Annotated in this window: 28 protein-coding genes; all 28 read right to left on the reverse strand. The window is 60.5% G+C overall.

The genetic code is table 11. The features are described from left to right. Window positions 1-16: 16 nt before the first annotated feature. Complete coding sequence (flhB, locus tag ACXR0M_RS22055; RefSeq protein ID WP_458833841.1) at window positions 17-1,156, reverse strand: flagellar biosynthesis protein FlhB; 1,140 nt, start codon at window positions 1,154-1,156, stop codon at window positions 17-19. Between the two features lie 3 nt (window positions 1,157-1,159). Further along, complete coding sequence (fliR, locus tag ACXR0M_RS22060; protein ID WP_458833842.1) at window positions 1,160-1,945, reverse strand: flagellar biosynthetic protein FliR; 786 nt, start codon at window positions 1,943-1,945, stop codon at window positions 1,160-1,162. 3 nt (window positions 1,946-1,948) lie between these two features. Then, window positions 1,949-2,218, reverse strand: coding sequence for a flagellar biosynthesis protein FliQ (gene fliQ, locus ACXR0M_RS22065; protein ID WP_041072975.1), 270 nt, complete (start codon window positions 2,216-2,218; stop codon window positions 1,949-1,951). Continuing rightward, entirely contained in the window at window positions 2,215-2,973 is a 759-nt protein-coding gene (fliP, locus tag ACXR0M_RS22070) for a flagellar type III secretion system pore protein FliP (RefSeq protein WP_458833843.1), read from the reverse strand. Before fliP ends, fliQ begins: the two co-directional genes overlap by 4 nt. Beyond that, window positions 2,973-3,425: a flagellar biosynthetic protein FliO gene (fliO, locus tag ACXR0M_RS22075; RefSeq protein WP_458833844.1), complete on the reverse strand. Its 453-nt coding sequence runs from the start codon at window positions 3,423-3,425 to the stop codon at window positions 2,973-2,975. The genes fliP and fliO overlap by 1 nt, the downstream gene beginning before the upstream one ends. Beyond that, the gene (gene fliN / locus ACXR0M_RS22080) at window positions 3,426-3,884 is read right to left on the reverse strand and encodes a flagellar motor switch protein FliN (RefSeq protein ID WP_458833845.1); all 459 of its coding nucleotides are present in this window, start codon (window positions 3,882-3,884) and stop codon (window positions 3,426-3,428) included. It abuts the gene before it with no gap. Window positions 3,885-3,940: 56 nt separating this feature from the next. After that, window positions 3,941-4,909: a flagellar motor switch protein FliM gene (gene fliM / locus ACXR0M_RS22085; protein ID WP_458833846.1), complete on the reverse strand. Its 969-nt coding sequence runs from the start codon at window positions 4,907-4,909 to the stop codon at window positions 3,941-3,943. 9 nt (window positions 4,910-4,918) lie between these two features. Continuing rightward, window positions 4,919-5,422, reverse strand: coding sequence for a flagellar basal body-associated protein FliL (gene fliL / locus ACXR0M_RS22090; RefSeq protein ID WP_458833847.1), 504 nt, complete (start codon window positions 5,420-5,422; stop codon window positions 4,919-4,921). A 296-nt stretch (window positions 5,423-5,718) separates the two neighbouring features. Beyond that, a complete protein-coding gene (locus tag ACXR0M_RS22095; protein ID WP_458833848.1) occupies window positions 5,719-7,101 on the reverse strand; it encodes a flagellar hook-length control protein FliK in 1,383 nt (460 codons plus the stop codon). 105 nt (window positions 7,102-7,206) lie between these two features. Then, window positions 7,207-7,554, reverse strand: a complete 348-nt coding sequence (locus tag ACXR0M_RS22100) for an Hpt domain-containing protein (protein ID WP_458833849.1) — start codon at window positions 7,552-7,554, stop codon at window positions 7,207-7,209. Between the two features lie 31 nt (window positions 7,555-7,585). Beyond that, on the reverse strand, window positions 7,586-9,289 hold the full coding sequence (locus ACXR0M_RS22105) for an ATP-binding SpoIIE family protein phosphatase (protein ID WP_458833850.1): 1,704 nt from the start codon (window positions 9,287-9,289) through the stop codon (window positions 7,586-7,588). Between the two features lie 5 nt (window positions 9,290-9,294). Further along, the gene (locus ACXR0M_RS22110; RefSeq protein WP_458833851.1) at window positions 9,295-9,600 is read right to left on the reverse strand and encodes an STAS domain-containing protein; all 306 of its coding nucleotides are present in this window, start codon (window positions 9,598-9,600) and stop codon (window positions 9,295-9,297) included. A gap of 190 nt (window positions 9,601-9,790) precedes the next feature. Continuing rightward, window positions 9,791-10,240, reverse strand: a complete 450-nt coding sequence (gene fliJ / locus ACXR0M_RS22115) for a flagellar export protein FliJ (RefSeq protein ID WP_458833852.1) — start codon at window positions 10,238-10,240, stop codon at window positions 9,791-9,793. 6 nt (window positions 10,241-10,246) lie between these two features. Further along, a complete protein-coding gene (fliI, locus tag ACXR0M_RS22120; protein WP_127651611.1) occupies window positions 10,247-11,605 on the reverse strand; it encodes a flagellar protein export ATPase FliI in 1,359 nt (452 codons plus the stop codon). Next, the gene (fliH, locus tag ACXR0M_RS22125; protein ID WP_458833853.1) at window positions 11,595-12,401 is read right to left on the reverse strand and encodes a flagellar assembly protein FliH; all 807 of its coding nucleotides are present in this window, start codon (window positions 12,399-12,401) and stop codon (window positions 11,595-11,597) included. The genes fliI and fliH overlap by 11 nt, the downstream gene beginning before the upstream one ends. Before the next feature lie 4 nt (window positions 12,402-12,405). Further along, window positions 12,406-13,425, reverse strand: a complete 1,020-nt coding sequence (gene fliG / locus ACXR0M_RS22130; RefSeq protein ID WP_007958288.1) for a flagellar motor switch protein FliG — start codon at window positions 13,423-13,425, stop codon at window positions 12,406-12,408. Further along, window positions 13,418-15,205, reverse strand: coding sequence for a flagellar basal-body MS-ring/collar protein FliF (fliF, locus tag ACXR0M_RS22135; RefSeq protein ID WP_458833854.1), 1,788 nt, complete (start codon window positions 15,203-15,205; stop codon window positions 13,418-13,420). The genes fliG and fliF overlap by 8 nt, the downstream gene beginning before the upstream one ends. A gap of 15 nt (window positions 15,206-15,220) precedes the next feature. Next, complete coding sequence (gene fliE, locus ACXR0M_RS22140; protein ID WP_458833855.1) at window positions 15,221-15,550, reverse strand: flagellar hook-basal body complex protein FliE; 330 nt, start codon at window positions 15,548-15,550, stop codon at window positions 15,221-15,223. Window positions 15,551-15,798: 248 nt separating this feature from the next. Next, window positions 15,799-17,190: a sigma-54-dependent transcriptional regulator gene (locus ACXR0M_RS22145; protein ID WP_458833882.1), complete on the reverse strand. Its 1,392-nt coding sequence runs from the start codon at window positions 17,188-17,190 to the stop codon at window positions 15,799-15,801. A 5-nt stretch (window positions 17,191-17,195) separates the two neighbouring features. Then, window positions 17,196-18,404 (reverse strand): sensor histidine kinase, encoded by a 1,209-nt coding sequence (locus ACXR0M_RS22150; protein WP_458833856.1) that lies wholly within the window; start codon window positions 18,402-18,404, stop codon window positions 17,196-17,198. 109 nt (window positions 18,405-18,513) lie between these two features. Continuing rightward, the gene (locus tag ACXR0M_RS22155) at window positions 18,514-19,989 is read right to left on the reverse strand and encodes a sigma-54 dependent transcriptional regulator (protein WP_003222863.1); all 1,476 of its coding nucleotides are present in this window, start codon (window positions 19,987-19,989) and stop codon (window positions 18,514-18,516) included. A 172-nt stretch (window positions 19,990-20,161) separates the two neighbouring features. Continuing rightward, a complete protein-coding gene (gene fliT, locus ACXR0M_RS22160) occupies window positions 20,162-20,458 on the reverse strand; it encodes a flagellar protein FliT (RefSeq protein ID WP_102355258.1) in 297 nt (98 codons plus the stop codon). 11 nt (window positions 20,459-20,469) lie between these two features. After that, complete coding sequence (gene fliS, locus ACXR0M_RS22165) at window positions 20,470-20,868, reverse strand: flagellar export chaperone FliS (RefSeq protein WP_458833857.1); 399 nt, start codon at window positions 20,866-20,868, stop codon at window positions 20,470-20,472. A 129-nt stretch (window positions 20,869-20,997) separates the two neighbouring features. Continuing rightward, entirely contained in the window at window positions 20,998-22,470 is a 1,473-nt protein-coding gene (gene fliD, locus ACXR0M_RS22170; protein ID WP_458833883.1) for a flagellar filament capping protein FliD, read from the reverse strand. An 83-nt stretch (window positions 22,471-22,553) separates the two neighbouring features. Beyond that, on the reverse strand, window positions 22,554-22,910 hold the full coding sequence (locus tag ACXR0M_RS22175) for a flagellar protein FlaG (RefSeq protein WP_458833858.1): 357 nt from the start codon (window positions 22,908-22,910) through the stop codon (window positions 22,554-22,556). A 73-nt stretch (window positions 22,911-22,983) separates the two neighbouring features. After that, the gene (locus ACXR0M_RS22180) at window positions 22,984-23,844 is read right to left on the reverse strand and encodes a flagellin domain-containing protein (protein ID WP_007958307.1); all 861 of its coding nucleotides are present in this window, start codon (window positions 23,842-23,844) and stop codon (window positions 22,984-22,986) included. A gap of 237 nt (window positions 23,845-24,081) precedes the next feature. Next, complete coding sequence (locus ACXR0M_RS22185) at window positions 24,082-24,354, reverse strand: hypothetical protein (RefSeq protein ID WP_458833859.1); 273 nt, start codon at window positions 24,352-24,354, stop codon at window positions 24,082-24,084. Beyond that, window positions 24,351-25,640 (reverse strand): motility associated factor glycosyltransferase family protein, encoded by a 1,290-nt coding sequence (locus ACXR0M_RS22190; RefSeq protein WP_458833860.1) that lies wholly within the window; start codon window positions 25,638-25,640, stop codon window positions 24,351-24,353. The genes ACXR0M_RS22185 and ACXR0M_RS22190 overlap by 4 nt, the downstream gene beginning before the upstream one ends. Window positions 25,641-25,707: the final 67 nt, after the last annotated feature.

The following is a 25,707-nucleotide window of genomic DNA, read 5'->3' on the forward strand; positions in this document are numbered from 1 at the left end:
TGAGGCGTCAGCACAATCAGGAATCCCGGCGCAAATCCGGCGGAATCGGCAGATCATCCTTGAGCGGATCCGGACGCTTGCCCTTGCCCGCGCGGTACTGGCGAATCTGGTAGACGTAGGCCAGCACCTGCGCGACCGCGAGGTACAGGCCGCCGGGGATTTCCTGTTCCAGTTCGGTGGAGTAATAGATCGAACGCGCCAGCCCCGGCGATTCCAGCAACATGACGTTGTTGGCCACGGCGATTTCGCGGATCTTCAGCGCAAGGAAGTCGCTGCCCTTGGCCAGCAGCACCGGCGCCCCACCCTTCTCCGAGTCGTACTTGAGTGCGACAGCGTAGTGGGTCGGGTTGGTGATGACCACGTCGGCGTCGGGGATCGCCGCCATCATCCGCCGCTGCGACATCTCGCGCTGAGTCTGGCGGATGCGCTGCTTGACCTCTGGCCGGCCTTCCTGATCCTTGTGCTCGTCGCGCACTTCCTGCTTGGTCATCAGCAGTTTCTTGTGGGCTTCCCACAGCTGCACCGGCACGTCGACCGCGGCGATGATGATCAGGCCGCAGGCCAGCCACAGCGAACTCCAGCCCACCAGCGTCACGCTGTGAATGATCGCCGACTCAAGCGGTTCGTGGGCGATGCGCAAGAAGTCATCGACGTCCGAGGACAACACCACCAGCGCCACGCCCAGGGTAATCAGAAACTTGGCCAGGGCCTTGAGCAGTTCGATCACGGCCTTGAACGAAAACATCCGCTTCAGGCCCGATGCCGGGTTCATCCGGCTGAACTTGGGGGCCAGGGAGCCAGCCGCGAACAGCCAGCCCCCGAGGGAAATCGGACCAATCAGCGCGGCCAGCAACAGGGTGATCATGATCGGCTGAATCGCCAACAGCGCGATCTTGCCGGAGATCAGCAGGAACGTGCCCATGGATTTCTCGTCCATGATCACTTCCCGCGACAGGGAGAAATTCAGCCGCATCAGGTGCATCAGCTCCTCCGCCAGCATGCCGCCGAAAATCAACAGGCCACTGGCGCCGGCGAGCATCACCGCGAGGGTGTTGAGCTCTTTGGAGCGGGCGATCTCGCCCTTCTCCCGGGAGTCCTTTTTGCGTTTCTCCGTGGGGTCTTCTGTTTTGTCCTGACCGCTTTCGCTCTCTGCCATGACTCAGCGCGCCCGTGCCAGTTCACGTAGCAACTGCAAGGCCTCGGCGGCCAGCGGCTGATACTGATTGAGAATGTCCGCCAGACCGACCCAGACAATGAACAGGCCCAGCACCAGGGTCAGCGGAAAACCGATGGAGAAGATGTTCAGTTGCGGCGCGGCGCGGGTCATCACGCCGAACGCGATGTTGACCACCAGCAACGCGGTGACCGCCGGCAGCACCAGCAACAACGCAGCCCCGAGGATCCAGCCGAGTTTGCCGGCCAGTTCCCAGTATTGCGCTGTCATCAGGCCGCCGCCGACCGGCAGCGTGGTGAAGCTTTCGGTGAGCACTTCGAACACCACCAGGTGGCCGTTCATCGACAGGAACAGCAAGGTCACCAGCATGGTGAAGAACTGGCCGATCACCGCCACCGAGACACCGTTGGCCGGGTCGACCATCGAGGCGAAGCCCATGCCCATCTGGATCGCGACAATTTGCCCGGCCACGGCGAAAGCCTGGAAGAACAGTTGCAGGGAAAACCCCAGCACCGCACCCACCAGAATCTGCTCGGCGATCAGCAGCAAACCGCTGAGATCCAGCGGACTGACCGCTGGCATCGGCGGCAGGCCCGGGGCAATGCACACGGTAATGGCCACGGCGAAATACAGGCGCACCCGGCGCGATACCAGGGTCGTGCCGAACACCGGCATGACCATCAGCATCGAGGCGACGCGAAACAGCGGCAACATGAACGACGCTACCCAGCTACTGATCTGGGTGTCGGTCAGCTGAAGCAGCGATTGCATGGCTTAGCCGATGACCATCGGGATGTTTTTGTACAGCTGAATGATGTATTCCATGAACGTCTGCACGATCCACGGACCACCGACAATCAGGGTCACCAGCATCACCAGCAGACGCGGCAGGAAGCTCAGGGTCTGTTCGTTGATCTGCGTCGCGGCCTGGAACATCGCCACCAGCAGGCCGACCAACAGGCTCGGCACCACCAGAATCGCGACCATCAGCGTGGTCAGCCACAGCGCTTCACGAAAGATATCGACCGCGACTTCCGGCGTCATGGCGAAACACCTCCGAAACTGCTGGCCAGGGTACCGATGATCAGCGCCCAGCCATCCACCAGCACAAACAGCATGATCTTGAACGGCAGCGAAATGATCAGTGGTGACAGCATCATCATACCCATCGCCATCAGCACACTGGCCACGACCAGGTCGATGATCAGGAACGGGATAAAGATCATGAAGCCGATCTGGAATGCGGTTTTAAGCTCGGAAGTGACGAACGCCGGCACCAGAATGGTCAGCGGTGCCTGATCCGGAGTGGCGATGTCCGTGCGTTTGGACAGGCGCATGAACAGCTCCAGATCGCTGGTGCGGGTCTGGGCGAGCATGAAGTCCTTGATCGGCACCTGGGCCTTTTCCACCGCTTGCTGCGCGGTGAGTTTTTCCGCCAGGTATGGCTGCAGCGCATCATTGTTCACCCGGTCGAACACCGGGGCCATGATGAACATGGTCAGGAACAGCGCCATGCCGGTGAGGATCTGGTTCGACGGCGTCTGTTGCAGGCCGAGGGCCTGACGCAGGATCGAAAAGACGATGATGATCCGGGTGAAACTGGTCATCAGAATCACGGCCGCCGGAATGAAGCTCAGGGCGGTCATGATCAGCAGGATCTGCAGGCTGACCGAGTATTCCTGCGCGCCATTGGCGTTGGTGCCGAGCGTGATCGCCGGGATCGACAACGGATCGGCGGCGAACGCCAGCGGCGCCGCCAGCATCAGGGCCAGCGTCAAGACGATGCGGAGCGCACCCATTACTTCTTATCCTTCTGATCCTTGCCGAGAATCTTCAGCAGATGCTGGGCAAATTCCGGGGTCGCTTTTTCGCTGGTGTCCGGCACCTGCACCGGTTCCTTGAGTACATGCAGCGCGGTGATGGTGCCGGGACTCAGGCCCAGCAGAATCTGCTCGTTGCCGACCTGCACCAGTACCAGCCGGTCGCGTGGGCCGAGGGCGCGCGAGCTGATCAGTTCGATCAGCTGACCCTTGCCCGCCGGGCCTGCCTGCTGCACCCGGCGCAACAGCCAGGCGAGGAAGAAAATCAGCCCCAGGACCAGCAACAGACCGAACACCAGTTGCGTCAACTGCCCGGCCACGCCGCTGTTGACCATTGGCGCAGTGGCAGCCGGCACGGTATGCGCCGTCGACGGTTCGGCGGCCAGCACGCTCAATGGCAATGCCAGCAATGCCCAGAGAAAGCGTTTCACTCAGCGCAGCTTCTTGATGCGTTCGCTTGGGCTGATCACGTCGGTCAGGCGGATGCCGAACTTCTCGTTGACCACCACCACTTCACCGTGCGCAATCAGCGTGCCGTTGACCAGCACGTCCAGCGGCTCGCCGGCCAGACGATCGAGCTCGATCACCGAACCCTGGTTGAGTTGCAGCAGGTTGCGAATGTTGATGTCGGTGCTGCCCACTTCCATCGAGATCGACACCGGGATGTCGAGAATCACGTCGAGGTTCGGGCCGTCGAGGGTTACCGGATCGTGGTTCTTCGGCACGCTGCCGAACTCTTCCATCGGCAGACGGTTGGAGCTTGCGGTGCCGGCGTCGGCGGCCAGCAGTGCGTCGATGTCAGCCTGACTGCCATCACCGGTCTCTTCCAGGGCCGCAGCCCATTCGTCGGCCAGTGCCTGATCGTCCTGGGCGTTCATTTCGTCGTTCATCATTTGTCCTCGGCGGGCAAAAATTCAGTTAAATGCTTGGGGGTTGGAGCGCCGCTTCAGCGACGCTCGATCGGCTCAATCACCTGCAACGCGAGGTTGCCTTTGTGCGAGCCCATCTTGACCTTGAAGGCCGGTACGCCGTTGGCGCGCATGATCATGTCTTCCGGCAACTCGACCGGGATCACATCCCCCGGTTGCATGTGCAGGATGTCGCGCAGCTTCAACTGGCGGCGGGCCACGGTGGCGCCGATCGGCACGTCGACATCGAGCACGTCCTGACGCAGGGCGTTGACCCAGCGCTCGTCCTGATCGTCGAGGTCCGACTGGAAACCGGCGTCGAGCATTTCGCGCACCGGCTCGATCATCGAGTACGGCATGGTCACGTGCAGATCACCGCCACCGCCGTCGAGTTCGATGTGGAACGTCGAGACGACGATCGCCTCGCTCGGGCCGACGATGTTGGCCATGGCCGGGTTCACTTCCGAGTTGATGTACTCGAAATTGACTTCCATGATCGCCTGCCAGGCTTCTTTCAGATCGACGAAAGCCTGCTCCAGCACCATGCGCACCACGCGCAGTTCGGTCGGGGTGAATTCACGCCCTTCGATCTTGGCGTGACGGCCGTCGCCGCCGAAGAAGTTGTCCACCAGCTTGAACACCAGTTTGGCGTCGAGGATGAACAGCGCGGTGCCGCGCAACGGTTTGATCTTGACCAGGTTGAGGCTGGTCGGCACGTACAGCGAGTGCACGTATTCGCCGAACTTCATCACCTGAACGCCACCGACGGCAACGTCCGCCGAGCGGCGCAGCATGTTGAACATGCTGATGCGGGTGTAACGGGCAAAACGCTCGTTGATCATTTCCAGAGTCGGCATGCGTCCACGGACGATGCGATCCTGGCTGGTCAGGTCGTAGCTTTTGACACTGCCGGGTTCGGCAGCGTTATCGGTCTGTACCAGACCATCGTCGACGCCGTGCAACAGCGCGTCGATTTCATCCTGGGACAGCAGATCCTGCACGGCCATGTCGTGTTCCTACTGCAGTACGAAATTAGTGAAAAGCAACTGTTCGATTACCACTTTGCCCAGCTCTTTCTGCGCCACTTCCTGGACGCTGGCTGTGGCCTTCTGGCGCAGCATTTCCTGCCCGACCGGGGTCGCCAGCGTGGCGAAGTCCTGACCGGAGAAGAGCATCACCAGGTTGTTGCGGATCACCGGCATGTGCACTTTCAGCGCTTCCAGATCGGCCTGGTTACGCGCCAGCATGGTGATGCTCACTTGCATGTAGCGCTGACGGCCGTTCTGGTTGTAGTTGGCGACGAACGCCGGCGCCATCGGCTCGAAGATCGCCGGCTGCTTGCCGACCGGCGCCGTTTCGGCCGCTGCGGCAGGCTTGCTCTGGGCACCGTGCATGAAGAACCAGGTCGCCCCCACGGATGCGCCAATGGCCAGCAGCAGCGCCAGCACGATCACAATGATCAGCTTGAGTTTGCCTTTGGTTGCGGGGTCTTTCACTGCTGCGGTTTCGCTCTTCGCCATGCCAATAATCCGTCACTAATCGGGTTTTCACAGTCGCACGGCAAGGCAAGAGCAAGTGTTATGCCAGAAGTGTCGGTATTGGCAGAGACAGCAGAAGTCAAAAGCAACCCTCACCCCAGCCCTCTCCCGGAGGGAGAGGGCTGGGGTGAGGTGTCAAGCGTCAAACATCGACCTGAGATACCGAGTCGATTATGGATTCACAGCAAAAGTATCAGGTCGGCGTACTTCGCAAGCATCCCCCCAATTGGTCCCCTCTCCCTCTGGGAGAGGGCTAGGGTGAGGGGCTTTTGATTTGGTCAGGCGTAGTAGTCGACAGCGCTGGAGCCAATCACGCTGGTGGTTTGCGCAGCGGCTTCCGCAACAGCCGCAGGTGCCAATTCTTCATCAGCCGAATCCAGACGACCACCGGCAGCGCTGGTACGTCCACTCTGGCCCTGCTGCGCCTGCTCCTGTCCCTGCTGACCCTGCCAGCCACGACTCTGATCGGAGACGTTGACGTCAACCTGACCCATGCCCTGCTGAGTGAACATGTCACGCAGGCGATGCATCTGGCCGTCCAGTGCTTCGCGCACGCTTGGATGCGCGCTCATGAACGTGACTTGGGTCTGCTGATCCGGAACCATGTTCACCCGGATATCCAGACGCCCAAGCTCTGCCGGCTGCAGTTGAATATCGGCGGCCTTGAGGTTGGCGCTCGACAGGTACATGACGCGGTTGACGATTTCCTCGGTCCAGCCGCTTTGATGCATGGCGATCGGCTGGTTCACCGGCACCGCGTTGGCGGTTTTCGGCGTGGCCGCCTGGGTCAGCGCCGCCAGACGATTGGCAAAATCATCGACGCGGGTGTCGCTGGTGGCCGACTTGAGGTCTTTGAGGCCATCGTCAATCAGGCCGCTGAAGGTTTTCTCGCCGTTCTGGCTGGTGCTGTCCTTGTCGGCTTGCACATCGAGCATGCTGGCCATGCCGGCAGCGAAAGTCTGCGCCGAAGTCAATTCACCGTCGGCCTGGGTTTGCGTCGGCGCGGCTTTAGGCTGGGATTGGCTGCTGGCAGATATATGCCCGCCCTGCTCCATTGCCATGCGCACCGCTGGTAGCGAGTCGAGCGGATCGGCTGCCGGATCAAAAGTGTTGTCGGTGACGGCCGCCGGATCTTTGACCACCGCTGGCGCAACGGCAGCGGCCACCACTGGCGTTTCGGTTGTGGCCGCTGCCGGCGCTTCAACGACCGGGGCTGGCACCACGGGCGTGGTCACCAAGGGCTGGACGGTTTGCGCCAGAGCCGGATCCAGTGCCGGATCAACCAGAGCGGTGTCGGCCACCGGGGTCTGCGTGGTGTCGGTGGCCGCATCGTCGCTGGCAGCCTGCTCATCGGATGGCGTCGAGGCCGTCTTGTCGGCAGGCAAGGCGTTGCCGCTATCGGCAACGGTCTGTTGCGCAGCGGCAGGGGACGACTTGCCGGCGTCCGGTTTATTGCTGGTGTCGGCGACCTTGTCACGCGCCGGTTTCAACGAATTATCGCTACTGGCGAGGACCTTTTTCGGGCCTTGATCGGCGAACACCTGAGCGAAGCTTGAGGCCTTGTCCCCGGTGTCTGCGGCCACGGCCGGCGCTTTCGCAGCCGCAGCTTGCGCCTTGGCCTGGGCAGCAGATTGAAGAAGAACATTGGGGGTCGCAGGCATGACACGGTCTCCGCTGCACTGGAATCGTAGGTACAGTTGATGGCGATTACTGCAAGTGTCGGGCCAGACTTGTCCGGCGCTGTAGAAAAGCGCCGGACGGCAGGATCAATGGGTCAGTGCGTGCTGGCGCTCGTCTTCGTAGACCGGTCGCACTTCGGCAAACTCGCTGCTGATATCAGCCACCAGCTTGTCGATTTCCGTCGGCGTTTTGTCCTTGGCTTGCGATTCCAGCTCCTGGCAAAGCGCCGCCAAGCGCAGAGCGCCCATGTTGCTGGCGCTGCCCTTGAAGCTGTGGGCGACTTCAGACAAATCCTTGGCATCCACAGTCTTGTGCAGCTCAGCCAAGCGGCTTTCGGAATCGGTCAGAAAGGTATCCAGAAGCTCCGGATAACCATCCTCCATGACTTCGCGCAGCACGCTCAGCGCGTCGCGATCAATATGCGTGTCAGACACTTGTTCACTCCTTGATCAAGAATTGCGCGAATTATGCCTGAATCTTCCAGGAAAACTCCACGCAGGCACTACGACCTTCGTCCGACCAACTGGCGTTAAGCCCCAATTGCCGGACCAGACTGACGCCCCGCCCCGACAGACGGACACCGTCCAGTGGCCGCTCCATTACCTTGGCGACGTCGAAGCCCTTGCCGCTGTCCTCGACGCGGATGACCAGACAACCTCCCGCCCCTTGGGGCTGCACCAGCAAATGCACCCGCACGTAACCGTCCTGCAACGCCTCCAGCCGCTCATTGCGCTGCTCGTAGTAGCGGGCAAATCCTGCAGCATCGCGTTTGAGACTGGAATCCAGACCCAGTACGCCGTGCTCCAGCGCATTGGAATACAGCTCGGCGAGCACGCTGTAGATCGCGCCGCTCTGACTGCGCAAGCCATGCACCTCCTGCAACAACTGCAGCAGATACGGTAACGGGTTGAAGCGTTTGAGCGTGGCGCCGCGAAACTCGAAGCTCACCGACCAATCCAGCGGAGACGATTGGCCGCTGTCGGAATACACCGGTACCGACGGCATCACCTGCGCCACGTCCGGCAGCCTGATCTCGACCATGCTCACATCGTCGCGGGGCTCGCCACGAAAGGCGTGCAGGGCCTGCTCGATCTCGGCAAACAGGTTGTCCGGCTCACGGTTGGCGGCAAACAGTTGCTGCAGGCGCTCGACCCCAAACAGTCGGTCATCAGCGTCGGTAGTATCGATCACCCCATCGGAGAGCAGGAACACCCGGTCGCCGACCGCCATCGTTTGCACTTCGGTGCGATCATCGAACGCTTGTGGACTGAGCACCCCCAACGGCAAATGCCGCGCAGCCAGCGGCACGCGCTCGCCGGTGGCAATCCGGTGCAGATAACCGTCAGGCATGCCGCCGTTCCAGACCTCCACCGACCGCCGCTGGAAACTCAGGCAGAGCATGGTCGCGCAGCAAAACATGTCTACTGGCAGGATGCGCTTGAGCTTGGCGTTCATCTCACGCAGGGTCTCGGCCAGGCCGTAGCCCTTGGCGGTCATCCCGTAAAACACTTCAGCCAGCGGCATCGCCCCCACCGCTGCCGGCAGGCCGTGACCGGTGAAATCACCGAGCAGCACATGCATGTCGCCAGCGGGAGTGTACGCCGCCAACAGCAGATCGCCGTTGAACAGCGCATAGGGTGATTGCAGATAGCGAATGTTCGGCGCACTCAGGCAGCCGGAATGCGCGACCTTGTCGAACACCGCTTTGGCGACGCGCTGTTCGTTGAGCAGGTAATCGTGATGCCTGGCGATCAGGTCGCGTTGTTGCAGTACCGTGGCTTGCAAGCGACGCAAGCGATCCATCGCCTTGATTTTGGCGGCGAGGATCACCTGGTTGTAAGGCTTCGCCAGAAAGTCGTCACCCCCGGCGTCCAGGCAACGGGCCAGCGCTTCGCTTTCGGTCAGCGAGGTCAGGAAGATGATCGGCACCAGGGTTTCCCCCGCCAGCGCCTTGATCTGCCGCGCCGCCTCAAAGCCGTCCATCACCGGCATCATCGCGTCCATCAGCACCAGATGCGGCTGCTGCCGACCAAAGACTTCGACTGCTTCGGCGCCATTGCTCGCCGTCAGCACTTCATGGCCTTGACGACGGACGATGGTCGACAACAGCAGGCGATCAGCGGCGCTGTCTTCGGCAATCAGGATCGTCAGCGGCTCTTGCGCCTGCATGGCGGTCAACTGATGTCGAACAGTTTGTCGAAATTGGAGATGGCGAGGATCTTGCGCACGTCGGAGTTGCTGTTGATTACCTGCACATCAGCACTGTCGCCGCCGGCGTGATCCCGCAGCAGGAGCAGCATGCCCAGTGCGGAGCTGTCGAGATACGTGGCGTCTTTCAGGTCGACCACAATGGAATCGGGCTTCTTCGCAAGATGCTCATAGGACTCGCGAAACTCCTGATGGCGCCCAAAATCGAACCGTCCCTTGATCGAAATCGTCAGCTTTTGACCATCCGGGGAGACTTCTGTAACGACTGACATTGACTGGCTTCCTTGTCATTGACGAATGTGTACAAGGTTTAGCATCTGGACAGGATTGGGGCAAGGCGCAGAGCCAGATCCAATGTGGGAGCGAGCTTGCTCGCGAAGGCGGCGTGCCAGTCAACACTTCAGTCAACCGAGCGATTGCATTCGCGAGCAAGCCCGCTCCCACAGTATTTGGTGGCGCGGCTTAGAACGGATCCCGTCGCGGCAAACGCTGGGACAATTCGTCCAGCAACTTCTGCTCGCGCTTGTCCTCGAGGCGTTGCGCCTCTTCGCGATAACGCTGCACCAGCTTGCGCAGGCCCTCGACCTTGGCGAACGCCTGCTGCCAGGCATCCCGCGCCTTGATCAGGTTGTTCTGGTGCCAGATCAGGCTCTGTCGCTGCTGATCGATAGCGGTGTCCAGCTGCGCGAGAAAGCCGTGATAGCCCAGCAGCCATTGCCCGGAAACCCCGTCGCTGCCACGAACGATCCACTGCTCCTGATAATCCAGACGAAAGGCGTCGAGGTCGGCGAGTTTGCTTTCGGCCACTTTGACCTGGCCCTGAAAGTAACCCAGGCGCTGCACGGCGGTTTTCTCGGCCTGCTCGGCCATTTCCACCACCGGCGCCAGACGTGCGGCACGACTTACGGCCATGGCCGGTTATCCGCCTGCCGCCGGCGCGAACAGGGTTTCCAGATACGCTTGGCTTTCACCCATGTTGATCTTGTCGTTCAGCCCCTGGCGCTGGTAGCGGGTCAGTTGCGGCTGCAGCGAGATCGCCAGATCGGTCTCGCGGTCGCCGCCGGCCACGTAGGCACCGACGCTGATCAGGTCGCGACTCTGCTGGTAGCGCGACCACAGCTGTTTGAAATACTGCGCGCGCTGCATGTGTTCCGCCGAAACCACGGCCGGCATCACCCGGCTGATCGAGGCTTCGATGTCGATGGCCGGATAGTGCCCCTCTTCGGCCAGACGCCGCGACAGCACAATGTGACCGTCGAGCACACCCCGCGCCGAGTCGGCGATCGGGTCCTGCTGATCGTCGCCTTCGGACAACACGGTGTAGAACGCGGTGATCGAACCACCGCCCTTCTCCGCATTACCGGCGCGCTCCACCAGTTTCGGCAACTTGGCGAACACTGAGGGCGGATAACCCTTGGTCGCGGGCGGTTCGCCGATGGCCAGCGCGATTTCCCGCTGGGCCTGGGCGAAACGGGTCAGCGAATCCATCAGCAACAGGACATTTTTGCCCTTGTCGCGGAAATACTCGGCGATCCGCGTGCAGTACATCGCTGCCCGCAGACGCATCAGCGGCGCATCGTCCGCTGGCGAGGCGACCACCACCGAACGTTTGAGGCCTTCTTCACCTAGAATGTGCTCGATGAACTCTTTGACTTCTCGACCGCGCTCACCGATCAGGCCGACGACAATGATGTCGGCCTCGGTGAAGCGCGTCATCATCCCCAGCAATACCGACTTACCAACACCGGTACCGGCGAACAGGCCCAGACGCTGACCGCGGCCGACCGTCAGCAAACCGTTAATGCAACGGATGCCGACGTCCAACGGTACGTGGATCGGGTCGCGGTTGAGCGGGTTGATCGTCGGGCCGTCCATCGGCACCCAGTCTTCGGCTTTCATCCCGCCCTTGCCGTCCAGCGCCCGCCCGGCGCCGTCCAGTACGCGACCGAGCATGCTCATGCCCATCGGCAGGCGACCGGTTTCCGCCAGAGGCACCACGCGGGCGCCAGGGGCAATGCCGGCGACGCTGCCAACCGGCATCAGGAATACTTTGCTGCCGGAAAAGCCCATGACTTCGGCTTCTACCTGGGACGGGTGATAGCTGTCGTCATTGATCACCAGGCAGCGCGTGCCCATGGCGGCGCGCAGGCCTTCGGCTTCGAGGGTCAGGCCGACCATGCGCAGCAGGCGGCCTTCAAGAATTGGCGCACCGGCAATCTCGACGGCCTCGGCATAACTGCTGAGGCGCTTGGCGAAGCTGGTGCGTTCAAGGCGCATCGGAGAGGTCCGCAGGCGGCTCGTCAGAAACTGGCGTCGGGGCTGACGTTTCAGGCAGGTCCAGGGTCAGATCCGGCGCGGCCGGGTGCAAGGCCTGCTCGTGCAACTGATCGAACAGCTTGCCCATGACTTGGGTCACGCGGGTCTCGATGCTGGCGTCGATCCGGCTGTGCGCGGTCTCAACCCGGCAACCACCGGGCATCAGCGACTCATCCTCGACGATGCGCCAGGACTCCTCGTGACGCTCGCGCAGGGCCTTGGCCTGCTCGAAGTCCTGCGGGTTGACGTACAGACGCACATTGTCCACGCCCAGCGGCAGCAGCTTGAGCGCATCGCGCATGACGTGTTCGATCTGGCTGGAATCAATCGCCAGTTCGCGCTTGATCACCTGTTTGGCGATGTGCTGCACGAGGTCGACCAAGGCCTTTTCGATCTGCGTGTCCTGCTCGGCGATAGGCTCGAACAGGTGGGTCATCAGTTGCTCGAGGCTGGCCAGCTTCGCCGCCAGCGCCACTTCGGCCTCCTGACGCACCTTCAGCGTGGCGCTGTGAAAACCCTCTTTCTCGCCGATGCCGAAGCCCTCGTTGTAAGCCTCCTGACGGATGCTTTCGAGTTCTTCCAGCGTCAGTGGCTGGACTTCCTCCAGCGGCACTTCTTCCATTTCCGGCGGTTCGGGCTCCGGTTCTGGCTCGGGTTCCGGTTTTGGCGGATCGAAGCTGGGCAGCGCCCAGGATTCGAAACTGCGAACATCGCGGGCACGGATCAGATCCGTCACATCGTCGTCGTGCTTGTCCATGGGCTTAGATCATTTCCTCGCCACCTTTGCCGCCGAGGACGATTTCGCCGGCTTCGGCCATACGACGGGCAATGGTGAGGATTTCCTTCTGCGCGGTTTCGACGTCGCTGACGCGCACCGGGCCTTTGGCCTCGAGGTCGTCGCGCAACAGTTCGGCAGCACGTTTGGACATGTTCTTGAAGATCTTCTCTTTGACGCCTTCGTCGGAGCCCTTGAGCGCCAGTACCAGCACGTCGGAGGAGACTTCGCGCAACAGCGCCTGGATGCCACGGTCGTCGACATCGGCAAGGTTGTTGAACACGAACATGAGGTCTTCGATCTGACCGGACAGGTCTTCGTCGACTTCGCGGATCGAGTCCATGAGCTGGCCTTCGATCGAGCTGTCGAGGAAGTTCATGATGTCCGCCGCGCGCTTGATGCCACCCAGGGTGGTGCGCGAAGCATTCGAGTTGCCGGAGAACTGCTTCTCGAGAATCTGGTTCAGTTCTTTCAGCGCGGCCGGCTGCACGGTGTTCAACGACGAGACGCGCAGGATGATGTCCAGACGCACCTTGTGGTCGAAGTTGCCGAGCACCTCACCGGCCTGATCCGGGTCGAGGTAGGCAACCACGATCGCCTGGATCTGCGGGTGTTCGTAGCGGATCACGTCGGCAACGGCACGCGGTTCCATCCATTTCAGGCTGTCTAGGCCGCTGGTGTTGCCACCGAGCAGGATGCGGTCGATCAGGCCGTTGGCCTTGTCTTCGCCCAGCGCCTGGGTAAGCATTTTGCGCACGTAGTCGTCGGAGCCGACACCGAGGCTGGTCTGGTCGCCGACGATGTCGACGAACTCGCTCATGACCTGCTCGACCTGCTCGCGATGGACGTTGCCCATCTGCGCCATGGCCACGCCGACGCGCTGAACCTCTTTGGGACCCATGTGGCGCAGCACTTGCGCGGCATCGGTCGAACCCAGGGACAGCAGCAGAATCGCGGCTTTGTCGACCCGGGACAATTTAGCGACAGCGGCTCGGTTATCACTCATCTGCGTTAATCCACTCTTTCACGACCTGGGCGACGCGACCCGGATCTTCTGCCACCAGACTCTTGATTGCATTCAGTTGCGCGTCATAACCCTCGCTCGGGCTAGGCAACAGAATGCTCTGCGGACCACCGAGGCTCACGCGGTCGTTGGCCAGTTCGCCGTCCAGGCCGCCCATGCCACCGAGTTCCACGTCGCTGCCCAGACCGGCCAGCTCCTTGCCTTTGCCGCCGCCGGTGATGTTGTTCAACACCGGACGCAGCACACCAAACACCAGCACCAGGATGAACAACACACCCAGCACTTGTTTGACGATGTCCCAGAACCATGGCTGGGAGTAGAACGGAATATCGGCAATCACTTCACCGCGCTCGGCGGAGAACGGCATGTTGATCACGCTGACGCTGTCGCCACGGCTGGCGTCGAAGCCGACCGCGTCCTGCACCAGACGGGTGAAGCGCGCCAGTTCATCGGCACTCCACGGCGCACGGGTGGTTTCACCGTTGGCCGCGTTGACCTTGACCTGATCGTCAACCACCACCGACACCGACAGACGATTCAGGCGACCCTGCTGCTGTTTGGTGTGGCTGATGGAACGGTCGAGCTCGAAGTTCTTGGTCGATTGTTGACGCTTGTCCGCCGGGTACGGCGCGAGCATCGGCTGGCCGGTGGCCGGGTCCATGATCTGCTGACCGTTGGCATCCACCAATGGCTGACCAGGCTGAATCATGCCGGCCGGCGCTGCGGCGCCACCGGTGGTTTGCGGGGCCGAGGCTGGCGAAGGCGGCTGGTTGCTCAGGGCACCCGGCACACCTTGCGGGCCATTGCTGGCGGTGCGTTGTTCGTTGACCGACTGCTCGCTGCGCAACGCCGGTTGATCGGGGTTGAACTGCTCGGCAGTAGATTCGACAGCACTGAAATCGATGTCGGCCGAGACTTCAGCCTTGTAACGATCGTTGCCCAGTACCGGTTGCAGAATGTTGTGCACGCGCTGGGTGAGCATGCTTTCCATGCGCCGGCTGTAATCGAACTGCTTGCCGGCCATGGTCATTTCGGAGTTCTCCGCCTGATCGGAGAGCAGGTTGCCCTTCTGATCGACGACGGTAATCTGCGATTTGCTCAACTCGGGCACCGAGGTCGCCACCAGGTTGATGATCGCCAGCACCTGACCCGGCTCCAGCGAACGCCCGGAGTACAACTCGACCAGCACGGATGCGCTTGGCTTGCGTTCATCACGCACGAACACCGAGCTCTTCGGAATCGCCAAATGCACGCGCGCGCCCTTGACGTTGTTCAGGCTGGAAATGGTGCGCGCCAGTTCGCCTTCCAGACCACGACGGTAACGGGTCGCTTCCATGAACTGGCTGGTGCCCAGACCCTGTTCCTTGTCGAGGATTTCAAAACCGATGTTGCCGTCGCTGGGAGTGACACCAGCAGCCGCGAGCTTCAACCGCGCACGGGACAAGTCATCGGCCTTGACCAACAAGGCGCCGGAATTCGGTTCGACGGTATAAGGGATATCAGCCGAGGCCAGGGTGTCCATGACCTGTTTGGCGTCCATGCCGGCCAGGCTGCCGTACAACGGACGGTAATCCGGCTGCTGCGACCACAGCACCACGGCAAAACCAATCGCCACGCTCGCAGCCAGGCCGACCAACAGGCCCACCTGACGCAGCATGGTCATCTGGGAGAGATTTTCCAGGAAGGACAGGCCGAACAGCGGCGGTTTGCCGTCTATCGGGGTGGCCTTGGCCGGAACGTTATCGGCGACTGCTTCTGCCATGACTCAATCTCGTCCTTAAACCGGCATCTGCATGATGTCTTGATAAGCCTGAACCAGCTTGTTGCGCACCTGGGTCAGAGCCTGGAACGACACGCTGGCTTTCTGCGAGGCGATCATCACGTCGGTCAGGTCGACGCCGCTCTTGCCGACTTCAAATGCGTTGGCCAGTTGAGTCGACGCCTGCTGGGTATCGCTGACTTTGTTGATGGCCTGCCCGAGCATGTCGGAAAAGCTGCTGCCAGCCAGTTCAGGGACGGCGGCAGTCGATTTTGGCGCGGCCATGGCGTCCATTTTCATGGCCTTCATGTCCATCATCAACCGATTAAATTCAATACCTTGGCTCATGGTCTACTCTCTAGGGCGGCCCGCAATTTTTTGACACTCACTCGGCGGTACACAGGTATTAGCAACAAGGGTGCCAGCTCGGCGGATTTCTTCCACAAAAGCCAATCGGGGCGCCTCATCAATGACGAGTTACGCAAAACTGCTGTGGGAGGGGGCTTGATCCCGAAAGCGGTGTGTCAGCTGCATAAATATCGACTGACACATCCTCTTCGGGAGCAAGCCCCTCCCACAATGGGTTCCGGGTTAATTCAGGTGGCGAACAAGTAACCTTCGACATCCATCCCCGCATCGCGCATTTGCGCCAGTTTGTAGCGCAGGGTTCGCGGGCTGATCCCGAGCTTTTCGGCGGCTTCCTTACGGCGACCCCGCTCGCTGCGCAGGGTGTCGATGATCATCTGAAACTCCCGGCGACGCAGGTCATCGCCCAGCGCACCGGCGGATTCGGCCTCGACATCAACCTCGCGCACCTGGGTTTGCAGCGGTGCGGTAACCGGCGCTGCGGCAAATGTCACGGCGCCGCTCAGACAGAAATCCTGAGGCTGGATCAACCCGCCCTGCTGCAGAATCAATGCCCGCTGAATGGCGTTATCCAACTCGCGCACATTGCCCGGCCATGGGTAATGGGTCAGGCACGCCTGCGCCGCCGGCGAAAGTTTCGCCGCCGCATGCTTCATTTTATTGACGTGTTTGTTCAGTAACCGCTCCGCTAGCGGCAAGATATCGGCAGTGCGCTCGCGAAGTGGACGCCAGGCCAGGGGGAAAACTGACAGACGGTAGAACAGATCCTCACGAAAACGCCCCGCTGCCACCTCGCCGGCCAGATCACGGTTGGTGGTCGCGACCACACGGATATCCAGGGTGATCGGCTTGCGCGCGCCGACCCGCTCGACTTCGCGCTCCTGCAGCACCCGCAGCAACTTGGCCTGCAGGCCCAGCGGCATCTCGGAAATTTCGTCGAGCAGAATGGTGCCGCCATCGGCTTGTTCGAACTTGCCGGCCTGCGCCGCGATGGCGCCGGTGAACGAACCTTTCTCATGCCCAAACAGCGTGGCTTCGAGCATGTTGTCGGGAATCGCCGCGCAATTGATCGCGATGAACGGCTGGTTGGCACGGTGAGAGTGTTGATGAATGTAGCGCGCCAACACTTCCTTGCCGGTGCCGGACTCGCCAGAGATCAACACCGTGGAGTCGCTGCGCGCGACCCGCGCCGCCAGCTCCAGCAACTGTGCACTGGCCGGCTCGACCGCCACCGGCCCTTCACTGTCAGCAAGACTGATGCTGCCCAGCGCATGCCGCGCAACCAGGTCCAGCAGCGCCTTGGGTTCGAAAGGCTTGACCAGATAATCCGCCGCGCCCTGTCGCATCGCATCCACCGCGCGCTCGACCGCGCCATGGGCGGTCATCAGCAGCACCGGCAATTGCGGCTGCCGGGCACGCAGCAATCCAAGCAGTTGATGGCCATCCATGCCGGGCATGTTGACGTCACTGACCACCAGACTGAAGGCTTCGCGCTCGACCGCTTTCAGCGCTTCTTCGGCGCTGCCGACCGCGTGGTAGTCGTGGCCTGCCAGCAACAGCGTATCGGCCAGCGCTTCGCGCAAAGAGCGGTCATCCTCGACCAGCAGAACCTTGATGCCCATGATGCTCACTCAGCTCCCTGTGCAGCGGAAAACAACGGCAGGATCACCTGCGCGCAGGTACCGCGCCCGACTCGCGAGCGCAGCTGCAATTCTCCCTGATGCGCCCGCGCCACGGCTTTGACCACGGTCAGGCCAAGTCCGGTACCGGTGACTTTAGTGGTGAAAAACGGTTCGCCAAGTCGCTCGAGGACTAGCGGCTCGATACCGCTGCCACTGTCGCTGACGCACAAGCGCAGCGTGTTGTCGCGGCTGTAGCAGTGCACTTTAAGACGCACGTTGCCGTTGCTGGCCTGAATGGCGTTTTCAAGCAGATTCAGGATGGCTCCGACCAAGGTGTCGCGGTTGCACAGTAATTCGCCGGCGTGACTGTCGCACTGCCAGCGAATTGGCAGGTCCTGCACATGAGTCAGCGCCGCAGCTTGCAGCGACTGCATCAGGGCATTTGGGGTAATGCGATCAGTCAGCGGCAGCTCGCCACGGGCAAATACCAGCATGTCGCGCACCTGGTGCTCGAGTTCATGCAGGCGCTCCTTCAAGCGTCCGGCGAAGCGCTGCTGGGTGGCGACCGGCAGTTCCTGCTCAGTCAAATGACTGGCGTAGAGCAAGGCAGCGGACAGCGGCGTGCGAATCTGATGGGCCAGCGAGGCGACCATGCGCCCCAGGGAAGACAGACGCTCGTGGCGCGCCAGTTGATCTTGCAGATGACGGGTTTCTGTCAGGTCGTTGAGCAGCACCAACTGCCCCGGCTCGGCGTCCAGCGAGCGGGTGGCAATCGACAGGCGTCGACCATTTTTCAGGGAAATTTCGTGACCGTCGTCTTCACGTGGAGCGAAGCAACGGGCAATGACGTGGCGCCACAACTCACCTTCCAGTGGTAGCCCGAGCAGTTCGATCGCCGCCGGATTGGCTTCACGGACGATGCCGTGGCCGTCAATCACGATGACGCCACCTGGCAACAGATCAAGGAGGTTTTGCAGACGGTTGGCCAGACGTTCTTTCTCGGCCAGTTCCTGCATGCGTTGAGCACTGACTACCGCCAGCTCGCCCTTGAGCTCGGTAACCCGGGCCTCGAGCATGCTGTAGGAGTCGGTCAGCTGGCTGGACATCTGATTAAACAGCGCGAACGCGTGCTCAAGGCCCTGACGGCTCGCCTGCTCGACGGACGATGATTGCCCCTCGGCATGAGAGGCAGAAGACAGCTGGGCTTGGGGCATTGTGTTCTCTCGCTGGCTGACCGTCAGTTAAACGGAACGTTGCGAGGGCTATAGCAATACCCGTGCCTAAAAAAAACAGCTTATAAATGAAGAACTTGAAAAACAGGCGTCAATCATCCGCCTGTTCGTCTCCTTCACGCCGGCTCATGCCGTACTTGCGCATCTTTTCCACCAGCGTGGTGCGACGGATACGCAGACGTTCGGCGGCACGCGCCACGATACCGTTGGCATCGTCCAGCGCCTGCTGGATCAGGCCCTGCTCCAGACCACCGAGGTAGTCCTTGAGGTCCAGACCTTCCGGCGGCAGCATGGCGTTGGCGGTGAAGTCCGGCGTATGGCCGTTGATCGCCACGCGCTCTTCGAGATCGCTGCGCAGGCTGTCGACCATCTGCTCGTCTTCGTCGTCGACGTAGCGGAATTTCTTCGGCAACTCGACCACGCCGATCACCCCGTACGGGTGCATGATCGCCATGCGCTCCACCAGGTTGGCCAGCTCGCGGACGTTGCCCGGCCAGCCGTGGCGGCACAGCGACATGATCGCTGCCGAGTTGAAACGGATCGAGCCGCGCTTCTCATGCTCCATGCGCGAGATCAGTTCGTTCATCAACAGCGGAATGTCTTCGACGCGCTCACGCAGCGGCGCCATCTCGATCGGGAACACGTTCAGGCGATAGTAGAGGTCTTCGCGGAAGGTGCCGATCTCAATCATGCTTTCGAGATTCTTGTGAGTCGCGGCAATGATCCGGACGTCGACGCTCTGGGTCTTGTTGCTGCCCACGCGTTCGAAGGTGCGCTCCTGCAAGACGCGCAACAGTTTGACCTGCATCGGCAGCGGCATGTCGCCGATTTCGTCGAGGAACAGCGTACCGCCGTTGGCCAGTTCGAAGCGCCCGGCACGGCTGGTGATCGCGCCGGTGAAGGCGCCCTTCTCGTGACCGAACAGTTCGCTTTCCAGCAACTCGGCGGGGATTGCCCCGCAGTTCACCGGGACGAACGGCGCATCACGGCGCTTGGAGTGGTAATGCAGGTTGCGTGCAACTACTTCCTTGCCGGTACCGGACTCGCCGAGGATCAGCACACTGGCGTCGGTGTCGGCCACTTGCTGCATCATCTGGCGCACGTGCTGGATCGCCCGGCTGGTGCCGACGAGGCTGCGGAACAGATTGGGTTCGCGATGACGCCCGCGCTCGCGGGCCTGGTCGTACATCTCGCGATAGACCTGGGCACGGTGCAGGGAGTCGAGCAACTTGCTGTAGCTGGGCGGCATTTCGAGGGTCGAAAGCACTCGACGACGCTGGTCCTCAGGCAAGTCAACGGAAGAATTATCGCCCATCAACAAAACCGGAAGGAACTCATCCCAGGTTGAGAGTGTCTTTAACAAGCCCAAAAGTGCACCCGGAGCATTGACCGTCCCGATCAGTACACAGATGACCTCACGACTTGATGACAAAGAGCCGACCGCCTGCTGCCAGTCATGGCTGCCGCAGGGTAAATTTTCTTCGCCGAGAAAATTTAAAATCACCGCCAGGTCGCGGCGGCGAACGCTATCGTCATCGATCAGCAGAATTTTGGTTTCACGCCACATGCAATAGCAACTTCCCTAGTCAACTCAATGCCCGAAAAATGGGGCAAGCGAGACGCTTGCAGGACACCTAGTGCCTGTAGACGCCCGAAATCTGGAAACAGCCACTAGTTAAGTCAAAAAACCGTTCACAGTCAAATTTATGGCGCACATCTTTGGATTAACTGAGGGTTAATTAACCAAACAGATGGTAAACCTTTGCCGCTTTTTGCGCCTGGGTGATCTGCGACATCTCGTTGGCTATCGCCTGCCGCTCACCCATGGCCGCCTCAAGAAGCTCCTTGTACACATGGAGCAACTCCTCAAGGTGACTGCGCAACGCCTCCTCATCCAGCGAAGCTTCGGCCATGACGTCTTCCATGCAGGAACGGCAAGCCAGGTCCAGCTCGCCAATAGCCTCCCAGTTACGCTCGGCCAGCGCGCTGACCAACGCTTCACGGGTATCGGCGATTCGCTGCAATACAAGACTCATGACGATCTCCTTCAGAACTGCGGAGCCGGCGCAGGCGCGATTGCATCCCAGCCTTCCTTGACCGTGCCCAGCAAGCCGGCAACCTCATCGAGAATGCGCGGGTCGCTGTTGATGTTCGCCTCGGCGAGACGCTTCATCATGTAAATATACAACCCGTCCAGATCGGCCAACGCCTCGGCGCTATTTTCCAGATCCAGACCTTCACGCAGACCACTGACAATCCCAATGGCTTTACTGATAGCGGTGCACTTGGCCGGAATATCCTTGCGCTCGATGGCGCCCTTGGCCTGAGCGATACGCGACAGGCCACCTTCCATCAGCATCTGTACCAGGCGGTGCGGGCTTGCCTCGGAGGTCTGGGCGTGCGCACCGACTTTCTGATATTGCCGAAGGGCTAACATTGGGTTCATGTTCTACCTCATTGCCACATTGACTCGTATAACCAGTGTATCGCCAACGAGCCACAGAACTTTAGATCAAAAGACAAAAACCCGGCGCACGCCGATAAAGCGTAGCCGGGTTTTTGTCGTTCTTGCGGGTTACTTCGCGGATTGCTGAGCGTTCAGCGAGCTGAAGAACGACGTGATGTTGCTGGCTGTCGCCTTCATCTGCCCGACCAACAAATCCATGGCGTTGTACTTGGCGGTCAACGTCTTGGTCAGGTTGGCAACACGCAGATCCAGCGCCGTTTGCTGACTGGTCAGGCTCCTGGTGTTGTTGTTCAGGATCGCCATGCGTTGATCCAGCAAGCCTTTGGCGGTAGGGCTGCTACCCGCAGGAGCGTTCAGATAGGGGTCCACCGCTTTCTTCATGCGCGCCAGCAGACCATTGGTATCGTTGGTGCCGGTGAAAATCTGCTGTACCTGACCAGCCTTCCCCGGCTGACTCATGGTTTTGGTGAACGCAGCAGTATCAAACGTCAGGTTGCCGGTGAGGCGGTCGGTCATCACACCGATCTCCGACAGGTAGGACAAAGCACCACTTGCACCTGCACCAGGAGCTGTCAACTCGCCACGGACGTCGGAGATCAGCGAGCGCGGCAGGGAGTCACCAGTGAAAGCAGCCTGAACCGTCAGCTTGCCATCAGCATCCGGGGTCGCCTTCGACAGGGTGTCTATGGTGGTCTTCAGGGTGTTGTAGGCATCAACGAACGCCTGAACCGAGGCCTGTAGACCCTTGGTATTGGTATCAACGCTGACAACGGTCGGCGTCGCCACGTTATTGACGACAGGGCTGACAGTGGTCAGATTCAGGGTCAAGCCGCTGATCGCACCACTGACGGTGTTGCTCTTGCTGGAAACCTGAAGGCCGTCGATGGTCACCTTGGCGTCTTGTGCAAGACCGTTGACGCTACCGGATGCACCTGCCGCCGGATTGGTACCCATCGTCTGAGTGCCGTCGATCTCCAGACCGGCAATACCGCTGACGGAGAGGTCAGAACCTGCGCCCGTCTTGTTCGAACTGAGCACCAGGCGCGAGGCACCGTTGCTGTCGGTCACGATGTTGGCAGAAATGCCATTGGCGCCCTGAGCCGTGTTGATGGCGTCACGGGTGCTCTGCAAGGTCGCATTGGCCGGGATCGTGACATTGTAATCAATGCCATTCTGACTGATTTTCAGGGTACCACTCGGAATGGCACTGGAGGCACCGCCGGCGAAAGAAGCACTGGCAACTTTCGAGCCCGTGGCCAACTGATTGACAACAACGTTGTAGGTCCCCGAAACCGCGGTGTTATCCGAGGTAGCGCCGAGAATCGCCGTGTTGCTTGAGGTTGCCGCGAAGCCGGCAAATGCGGGGCTGGTCTTGCTGCCCAGATTGTTCATCGCCGTCTGGTACGCGGTCAGCGCACTTTTCAACGTACCGACACCGGAAATCTTCAGGGTATTGGTTTTGGTCGCGGAATCGATCTGCGTCTGCTTTGGCGACTTGTCGGCGTTGACCAGCGCGGTCACGATCGCGCCGATGTCCAGGCCGGAACCCAGTCCGGAACCCGGTAGAATTGGACTTGCCATGTACATCTCCCTTCAGATTGTTGCCAGACTTTTGACCCTTCCAGGCGTCATTAAAGAAAGACAAACACTATTCATGCCAGCTATCAGACCTTGGCGTCGAACAACACATGGCTTGCGTTGGCGAGGCTGTCTGCCAGCTTGAGGGCTTCTGCGGAGGGGATCTGGCGTACCACCTCACCCGTCTCGCTTGCGATCACTTTGACAATAACCTTTCCGGAATGCTCATCGATGGAGAATTCCAGATTGCGCTTGATCGATTGTACGAACTTCTCGATCTCCTGCACCGCCAGTTTCAATTTGGCGTCGTCCCTGTCAGGACTCTTATCAGCAACCGGCGCTTCAGTCTTGGCAACCTTAGGCGTCTCTGACGGTTTGTCAGCAACCGGCGGCACTGGCTTGGGAGCCGGATAAGACACGTTAAGCTTTACGCTCATGTCCATGCCCATCACCTCTTAACGTAAAAAGGCGAGAGAGCGCGACCAGCGCACCCCCCCGCCCAAACTCATTCCGAAATTACTGAAGCAGCTTCAGTACAGCGGAAGGCAGTTGGTTGGCTTGAGCCAGAACAGAGGTCGAAGCCTGTTGCAGGGTTTGCTGCTTGGTCAGGTTAGCAGTCTCTGCGGCGAAGTCGGTATCTTGTACGCGACCTTGTGCAGCAGTGGTGTTCTCGGTGATGTTCTGCAAGTTCTGGATGGTGCTGGTCAGACGGTTTTGCGAAGCACCCAGGCTGGCACGAGTTGCACCGATTGCAGCGATAGCGGCGTCGATTGCAGTGATCGCGTTGTCGATGTTCTGCGAAGCAGAACCAGCGCCAGTACCGGTAGTACCGGTCAGAACTACAGTACCGCTGCCTACCGACAGGCTGACGGCGTCGAACTTGGAGCTCAGTACCAGGTCGATGTGGTTAGCCGAACCGGTGTTTGCGCCAACTTGCAGGGTCACAGTACCAGCCGAACCGTCCAGCAGGTTTTTGCCGTTCAGGTTGGTAGCAGCCGAGATACGGGTGATTTCGTCAGACATCTGAGCGAATTCAGCGTTGGTTGCGGTCTGGTCAGCAGTGCCGTTGGTACCGTTACGTGCTTTAACAGCCAGTTCACGCATACGCTGCAGGATGTCGGTCGAAGCTTGCAGAGCGCCTTCAGCGGTCTGGGCAACGGAGATACCGTCGTTGGCGTTCTGGATGGCTTGGGTGTTACCACGGATCTGCGAGGACATACGGTTCGAGATCTGCAGGCCAGCGGCGTCGTCTTTAGCGCTGTTGATTTTCAGGCCGGAAGACAGGCGCTGCATCGAAGTCGACAGAGCGTCGGAAGCGCGGTTCAGGTTCTTCTGAACGTTCAACGACGTGGTGTTGGTGTTTACTGTTAAAGCCATGACGAATTCCTCGTTGGTTGGGTACTGCGGCTTCCGGCCCTGGCAACCGCCGGGTATGGCCTAGAGAACCTTCGTAATAGTTATCGTCGGGTTGGCAGGTTGCTTGAGGGCTTTTTGAAAAAAATTTGCCATCACCCTGCCACCCCAAAGAAAACAAGGGCTTAGCGCCCTCCTCGCCACGAAAAAATGACGTCATAAAATCGACCTTCGCGCAAAGCCGCGGACCAGCGCGGTCGGTCAATCTGCCAATCGTGCTTTTTGCAACAGTTCGGTCAACTCGAACTCCATCCAGTCAGCCAGCCCCAACCAGTCCTGACGTTCCTGACAATCGAGCATCTGCGTGAGTACAACGGCCCAGGCCTGTTGAGTCGGCGCAGGCGCAGTTACCAGCAACTGCTGCGCGCCCTCGAACACATCGACCATCTCCAGCGCCGCCTCGACATCACGCCCCAGACGAAACAGCCCGGCACACTGACGGCATTCGTCGACGCAGCGCTCAATCGTCGTCATTGCACAAACTCCTGATTGAACTGCGTTCCGGCGATCATTGCGCCCGCTCGACTGCTATTGAAGAACTGCACTTGCGGATGCGCGGCGATATAACGCTCCAGCACACACAGATAGCCACGAAAATTCAGTTGGGTGCTGACCCGCTGACCGTTGCCATCCTGTACCCAGTGCCGCGCCTGATCGACGCCCGGCCCCAGCTCACCGTCGCTCCAGCCGGCATGGGTCTTGTTCATCGGAAAGGCGAAGTCGGCGCCAAACAGAGTGATGCGCGCCGCGCCCATCTTCACCGCCAGGTCCACCGCCGGGTGAATCACACTGCCACCGACATGCAGTTGCCCACGCGGGTACTGCTCACGCAAGGCGGCATACACCGGGCTGGCCGAGTAACCGCCGTAGCGCTTGCCCTGCCAGGCTGTCAGCACCGCCGGATCACTCATCGGCAAATACACCAGCGGGATGCCAGCGGAGTCCTCGAACGGCAAATGCCGGAAGCTGATGCGCTGATCGATGGTGACCACCAGATCCGGCACGATCCCGCGCTCGCGCAGTGGCCGGTAGGCGGTGTCGACACACAGGAACAATGGGCGCTCGGCCTGCGCGCGGATGGCGGCCAGACGCTCGAAATGTCCCTCCAGCGTCGGCCCGGTGCCGATCACATAAATTTCCCGGCCACAGGCACTGCCAAACAATTGCGCGACATCGTCATCTGCCAGCAACAGCGGCAGGCAGTCCTGCAAGCGCTGCTGAATGAATGGCGACTGCACGTCGAATTCGCGATTGTTGAAACTCAGATGGACTTCGTTAACCAGCCGGTCGCGGATCTTCGCGTTGAAGTCATCGGCCAGCAGCATCTCGGCCGGCAGGGCGAAAAACGGCGTGCAGATGTCCGACAGATCACCGGCGTAGAACAGCTGCACGCGCGGGTCTTGCAGCCATTGACGCTGATCGAGCAACTGCAGCACCAAGGCGAACAGCGCGCCGTTCAGCACATGCACATATAGTTGCTCCAGCCCGGCACGCTCCAGCAGCACCGTTGGCAGATCGCCCAGCCCGGTGCCGTAGACATGCAACTGGGGGTGTTCCGGCAGGCTGGCGGCCTGCAGACGCGCTTCATGAACCCGGTCATGGCGACTGGTCAGTTGCACGCCGTTCACGCTGAGCGTCGAGCCCAAACCCTGCACCAGCTCGGCCTGAACCGCCGAGCTGTCTTCAGCCATCAACCGCTCGAACAACGCTGGCCAGCGTCGCTGCAACACTTCGGCATTGGCTTGAAAAAACTCGCTCATGGCGCGACGCGCTCCATTCAGGCAAAAAAATAGCGTTCAAGGGTAACCTTGAACGCTATTTTTGTAT

Source organism: Pseudomonas sp. Eth.TT006 (assembly GCF_054456575.1).

Bases quoted from the DNA above. Each gene is read 5' to 3' on its own strand.
- ACXR0M_RS22095 (WP_458833848.1), bottom strand. From the start codon at position 7,101: ATGCCTGCGACCCCCAATGTTCTTCTTCAATCTGCTGCCCAGGCCAAG.
- fliQ (WP_041072975.1), bottom strand. From the start codon at position 2,218: ATGACGCCGGAAGTCGCGGTCGATATCTTTCGTGAAGCGCTGTGGCTG.
- ACXR0M_RS22175 (WP_458833858.1), bottom strand. From the start codon at position 22,910: ATGGACATGAGCGTAAAGCTTAACGTGTCTTATCCGGCTCCCAAGCCA.
- fliM (WP_458833846.1), bottom strand. From the start codon at position 4,909: ATGGCCGTGCAGGATCTGCTGTCCCAGGATGAAATCGACGCGCTGTTG.
- fliJ (WP_458833852.1), bottom strand. From the start codon at position 10,240: ATGGCCGTAAGTCGTGCCGCACGTCTGGCGCCGGTGGTGGAAATGGCC.
- fliF (WP_458833854.1), bottom strand. From the start codon at position 15,205: ATGGCAGAAGCAGTCGCCGATAACGTTCCGGCCAAGGCCACCCCGATA.
- fliS (WP_458833857.1), bottom strand. From the start codon at position 20,868: ATGAACCCAATGTTAGCCCTTCGGCAATATCAGAAAGTCGGTGCGCAC.
- fliT (WP_102355258.1), bottom strand. From the start codon at position 20,458: ATGAGTCTTGTATTGCAGCGAATCGCCGATACCCGTGAAGCGTTGGTC.
- ACXR0M_RS22150 (WP_458833856.1), bottom strand. From the start codon at position 18,404: ATGCCCCAAGCCCAGCTGTCTTCTGCCTCTCATGCCGAGGGGCAATCA.
- fliN (WP_458833845.1), bottom strand. From the start codon at position 3,884: ATGAACGACGAAATGAACGCCCAGGACGATCAGGCACTGGCCGACGAA.
- ACXR0M_RS22185 (WP_458833859.1), bottom strand. From the start codon at position 24,354: ATGACGACGATTGAGCGCTGCGTCGACGAATGCCGTCAGTGTGCCGGG.
- fliI (WP_127651611.1), bottom strand. From the start codon at position 11,605: ATGCGCCTTGAACGCACCAGCTTCGCCAAGCGCCTCAGCAGTTATGCC.
- fliD (WP_458833883.1), bottom strand. From the start codon at position 22,470: ATGGCAAGTCCAATTCTACCGGGTTCCGGACTGGGTTCCGGCCTGGAC.
- fliL (WP_458833847.1), bottom strand. From the start codon at position 5,422: ATGGCGAAGAGCGAAACCGCAGCAGTGAAAGACCCCGCAACCAAAGGC.
- ACXR0M_RS22105 (WP_458833850.1), bottom strand. From the start codon at position 9,289: ATGCAGGCGCAAGAGCCGCTGACGATCCTGATTGCCGAAGACAGCGCC.
- ACXR0M_RS22145 (WP_458833882.1), bottom strand. From the start codon at position 17,190: ATGGGCATCAAGGTTCTGCTGGTCGAGGATGACCGCTCTTTGCGCGAA.
- ACXR0M_RS22110 (WP_458833851.1), bottom strand. From the start codon at position 9,600: ATGTCAGTCGTTACAGAAGTCTCCCCGGATGGTCAAAAGCTGACGATT.
- fliP (WP_458833843.1), bottom strand. From the start codon at position 2,973: ATGGGTGCGCTCCGCATCGTCTTGACGCTGGCCCTGATGCTGGCGGCG.
- ACXR0M_RS22190 (WP_458833860.1), bottom strand. From the start codon at position 25,640: ATGAGCGAGTTTTTTCAAGCCAATGCCGAAGTGTTGCAGCGACGCTGG.
- flhB (WP_458833841.1), bottom strand. From the start codon at position 1,156: ATGGCAGAGAGCGAAAGCGGTCAGGACAAAACAGAAGACCCCACGGAG.
- fliH (WP_458833853.1), bottom strand. From the start codon at position 12,401: ATGGACAAGCACGACGACGATGTGACGGATCTGATCCGTGCCCGCGAT.
- fliR (WP_458833842.1), bottom strand. From the start codon at position 1,945: ATGCAATCGCTGCTTCAGCTGACCGACACCCAGATCAGTAGCTGGGTA.
- fliE (WP_458833855.1), bottom strand. From the start codon at position 15,550: ATGAGCCAAGGTATTGAATTTAATCGGTTGATGATGGACATGAAGGCC.
- ACXR0M_RS22155 (WP_003222863.1), bottom strand. From the start codon at position 19,989: ATGTGGCGTGAAACCAAAATTCTGCTGATCGATGACGATAGCGTTCGC.
- fliG (WP_007958288.1), bottom strand. From the start codon at position 13,425: ATGAGTGATAACCGAGCCGCTGTCGCTAAATTGTCCCGGGTCGACAAA.
- ACXR0M_RS22180 (WP_007958307.1), bottom strand. From the start codon at position 23,844: ATGGCTTTAACAGTAAACACCAACACCACGTCGTTGAACGTTCAGAAG.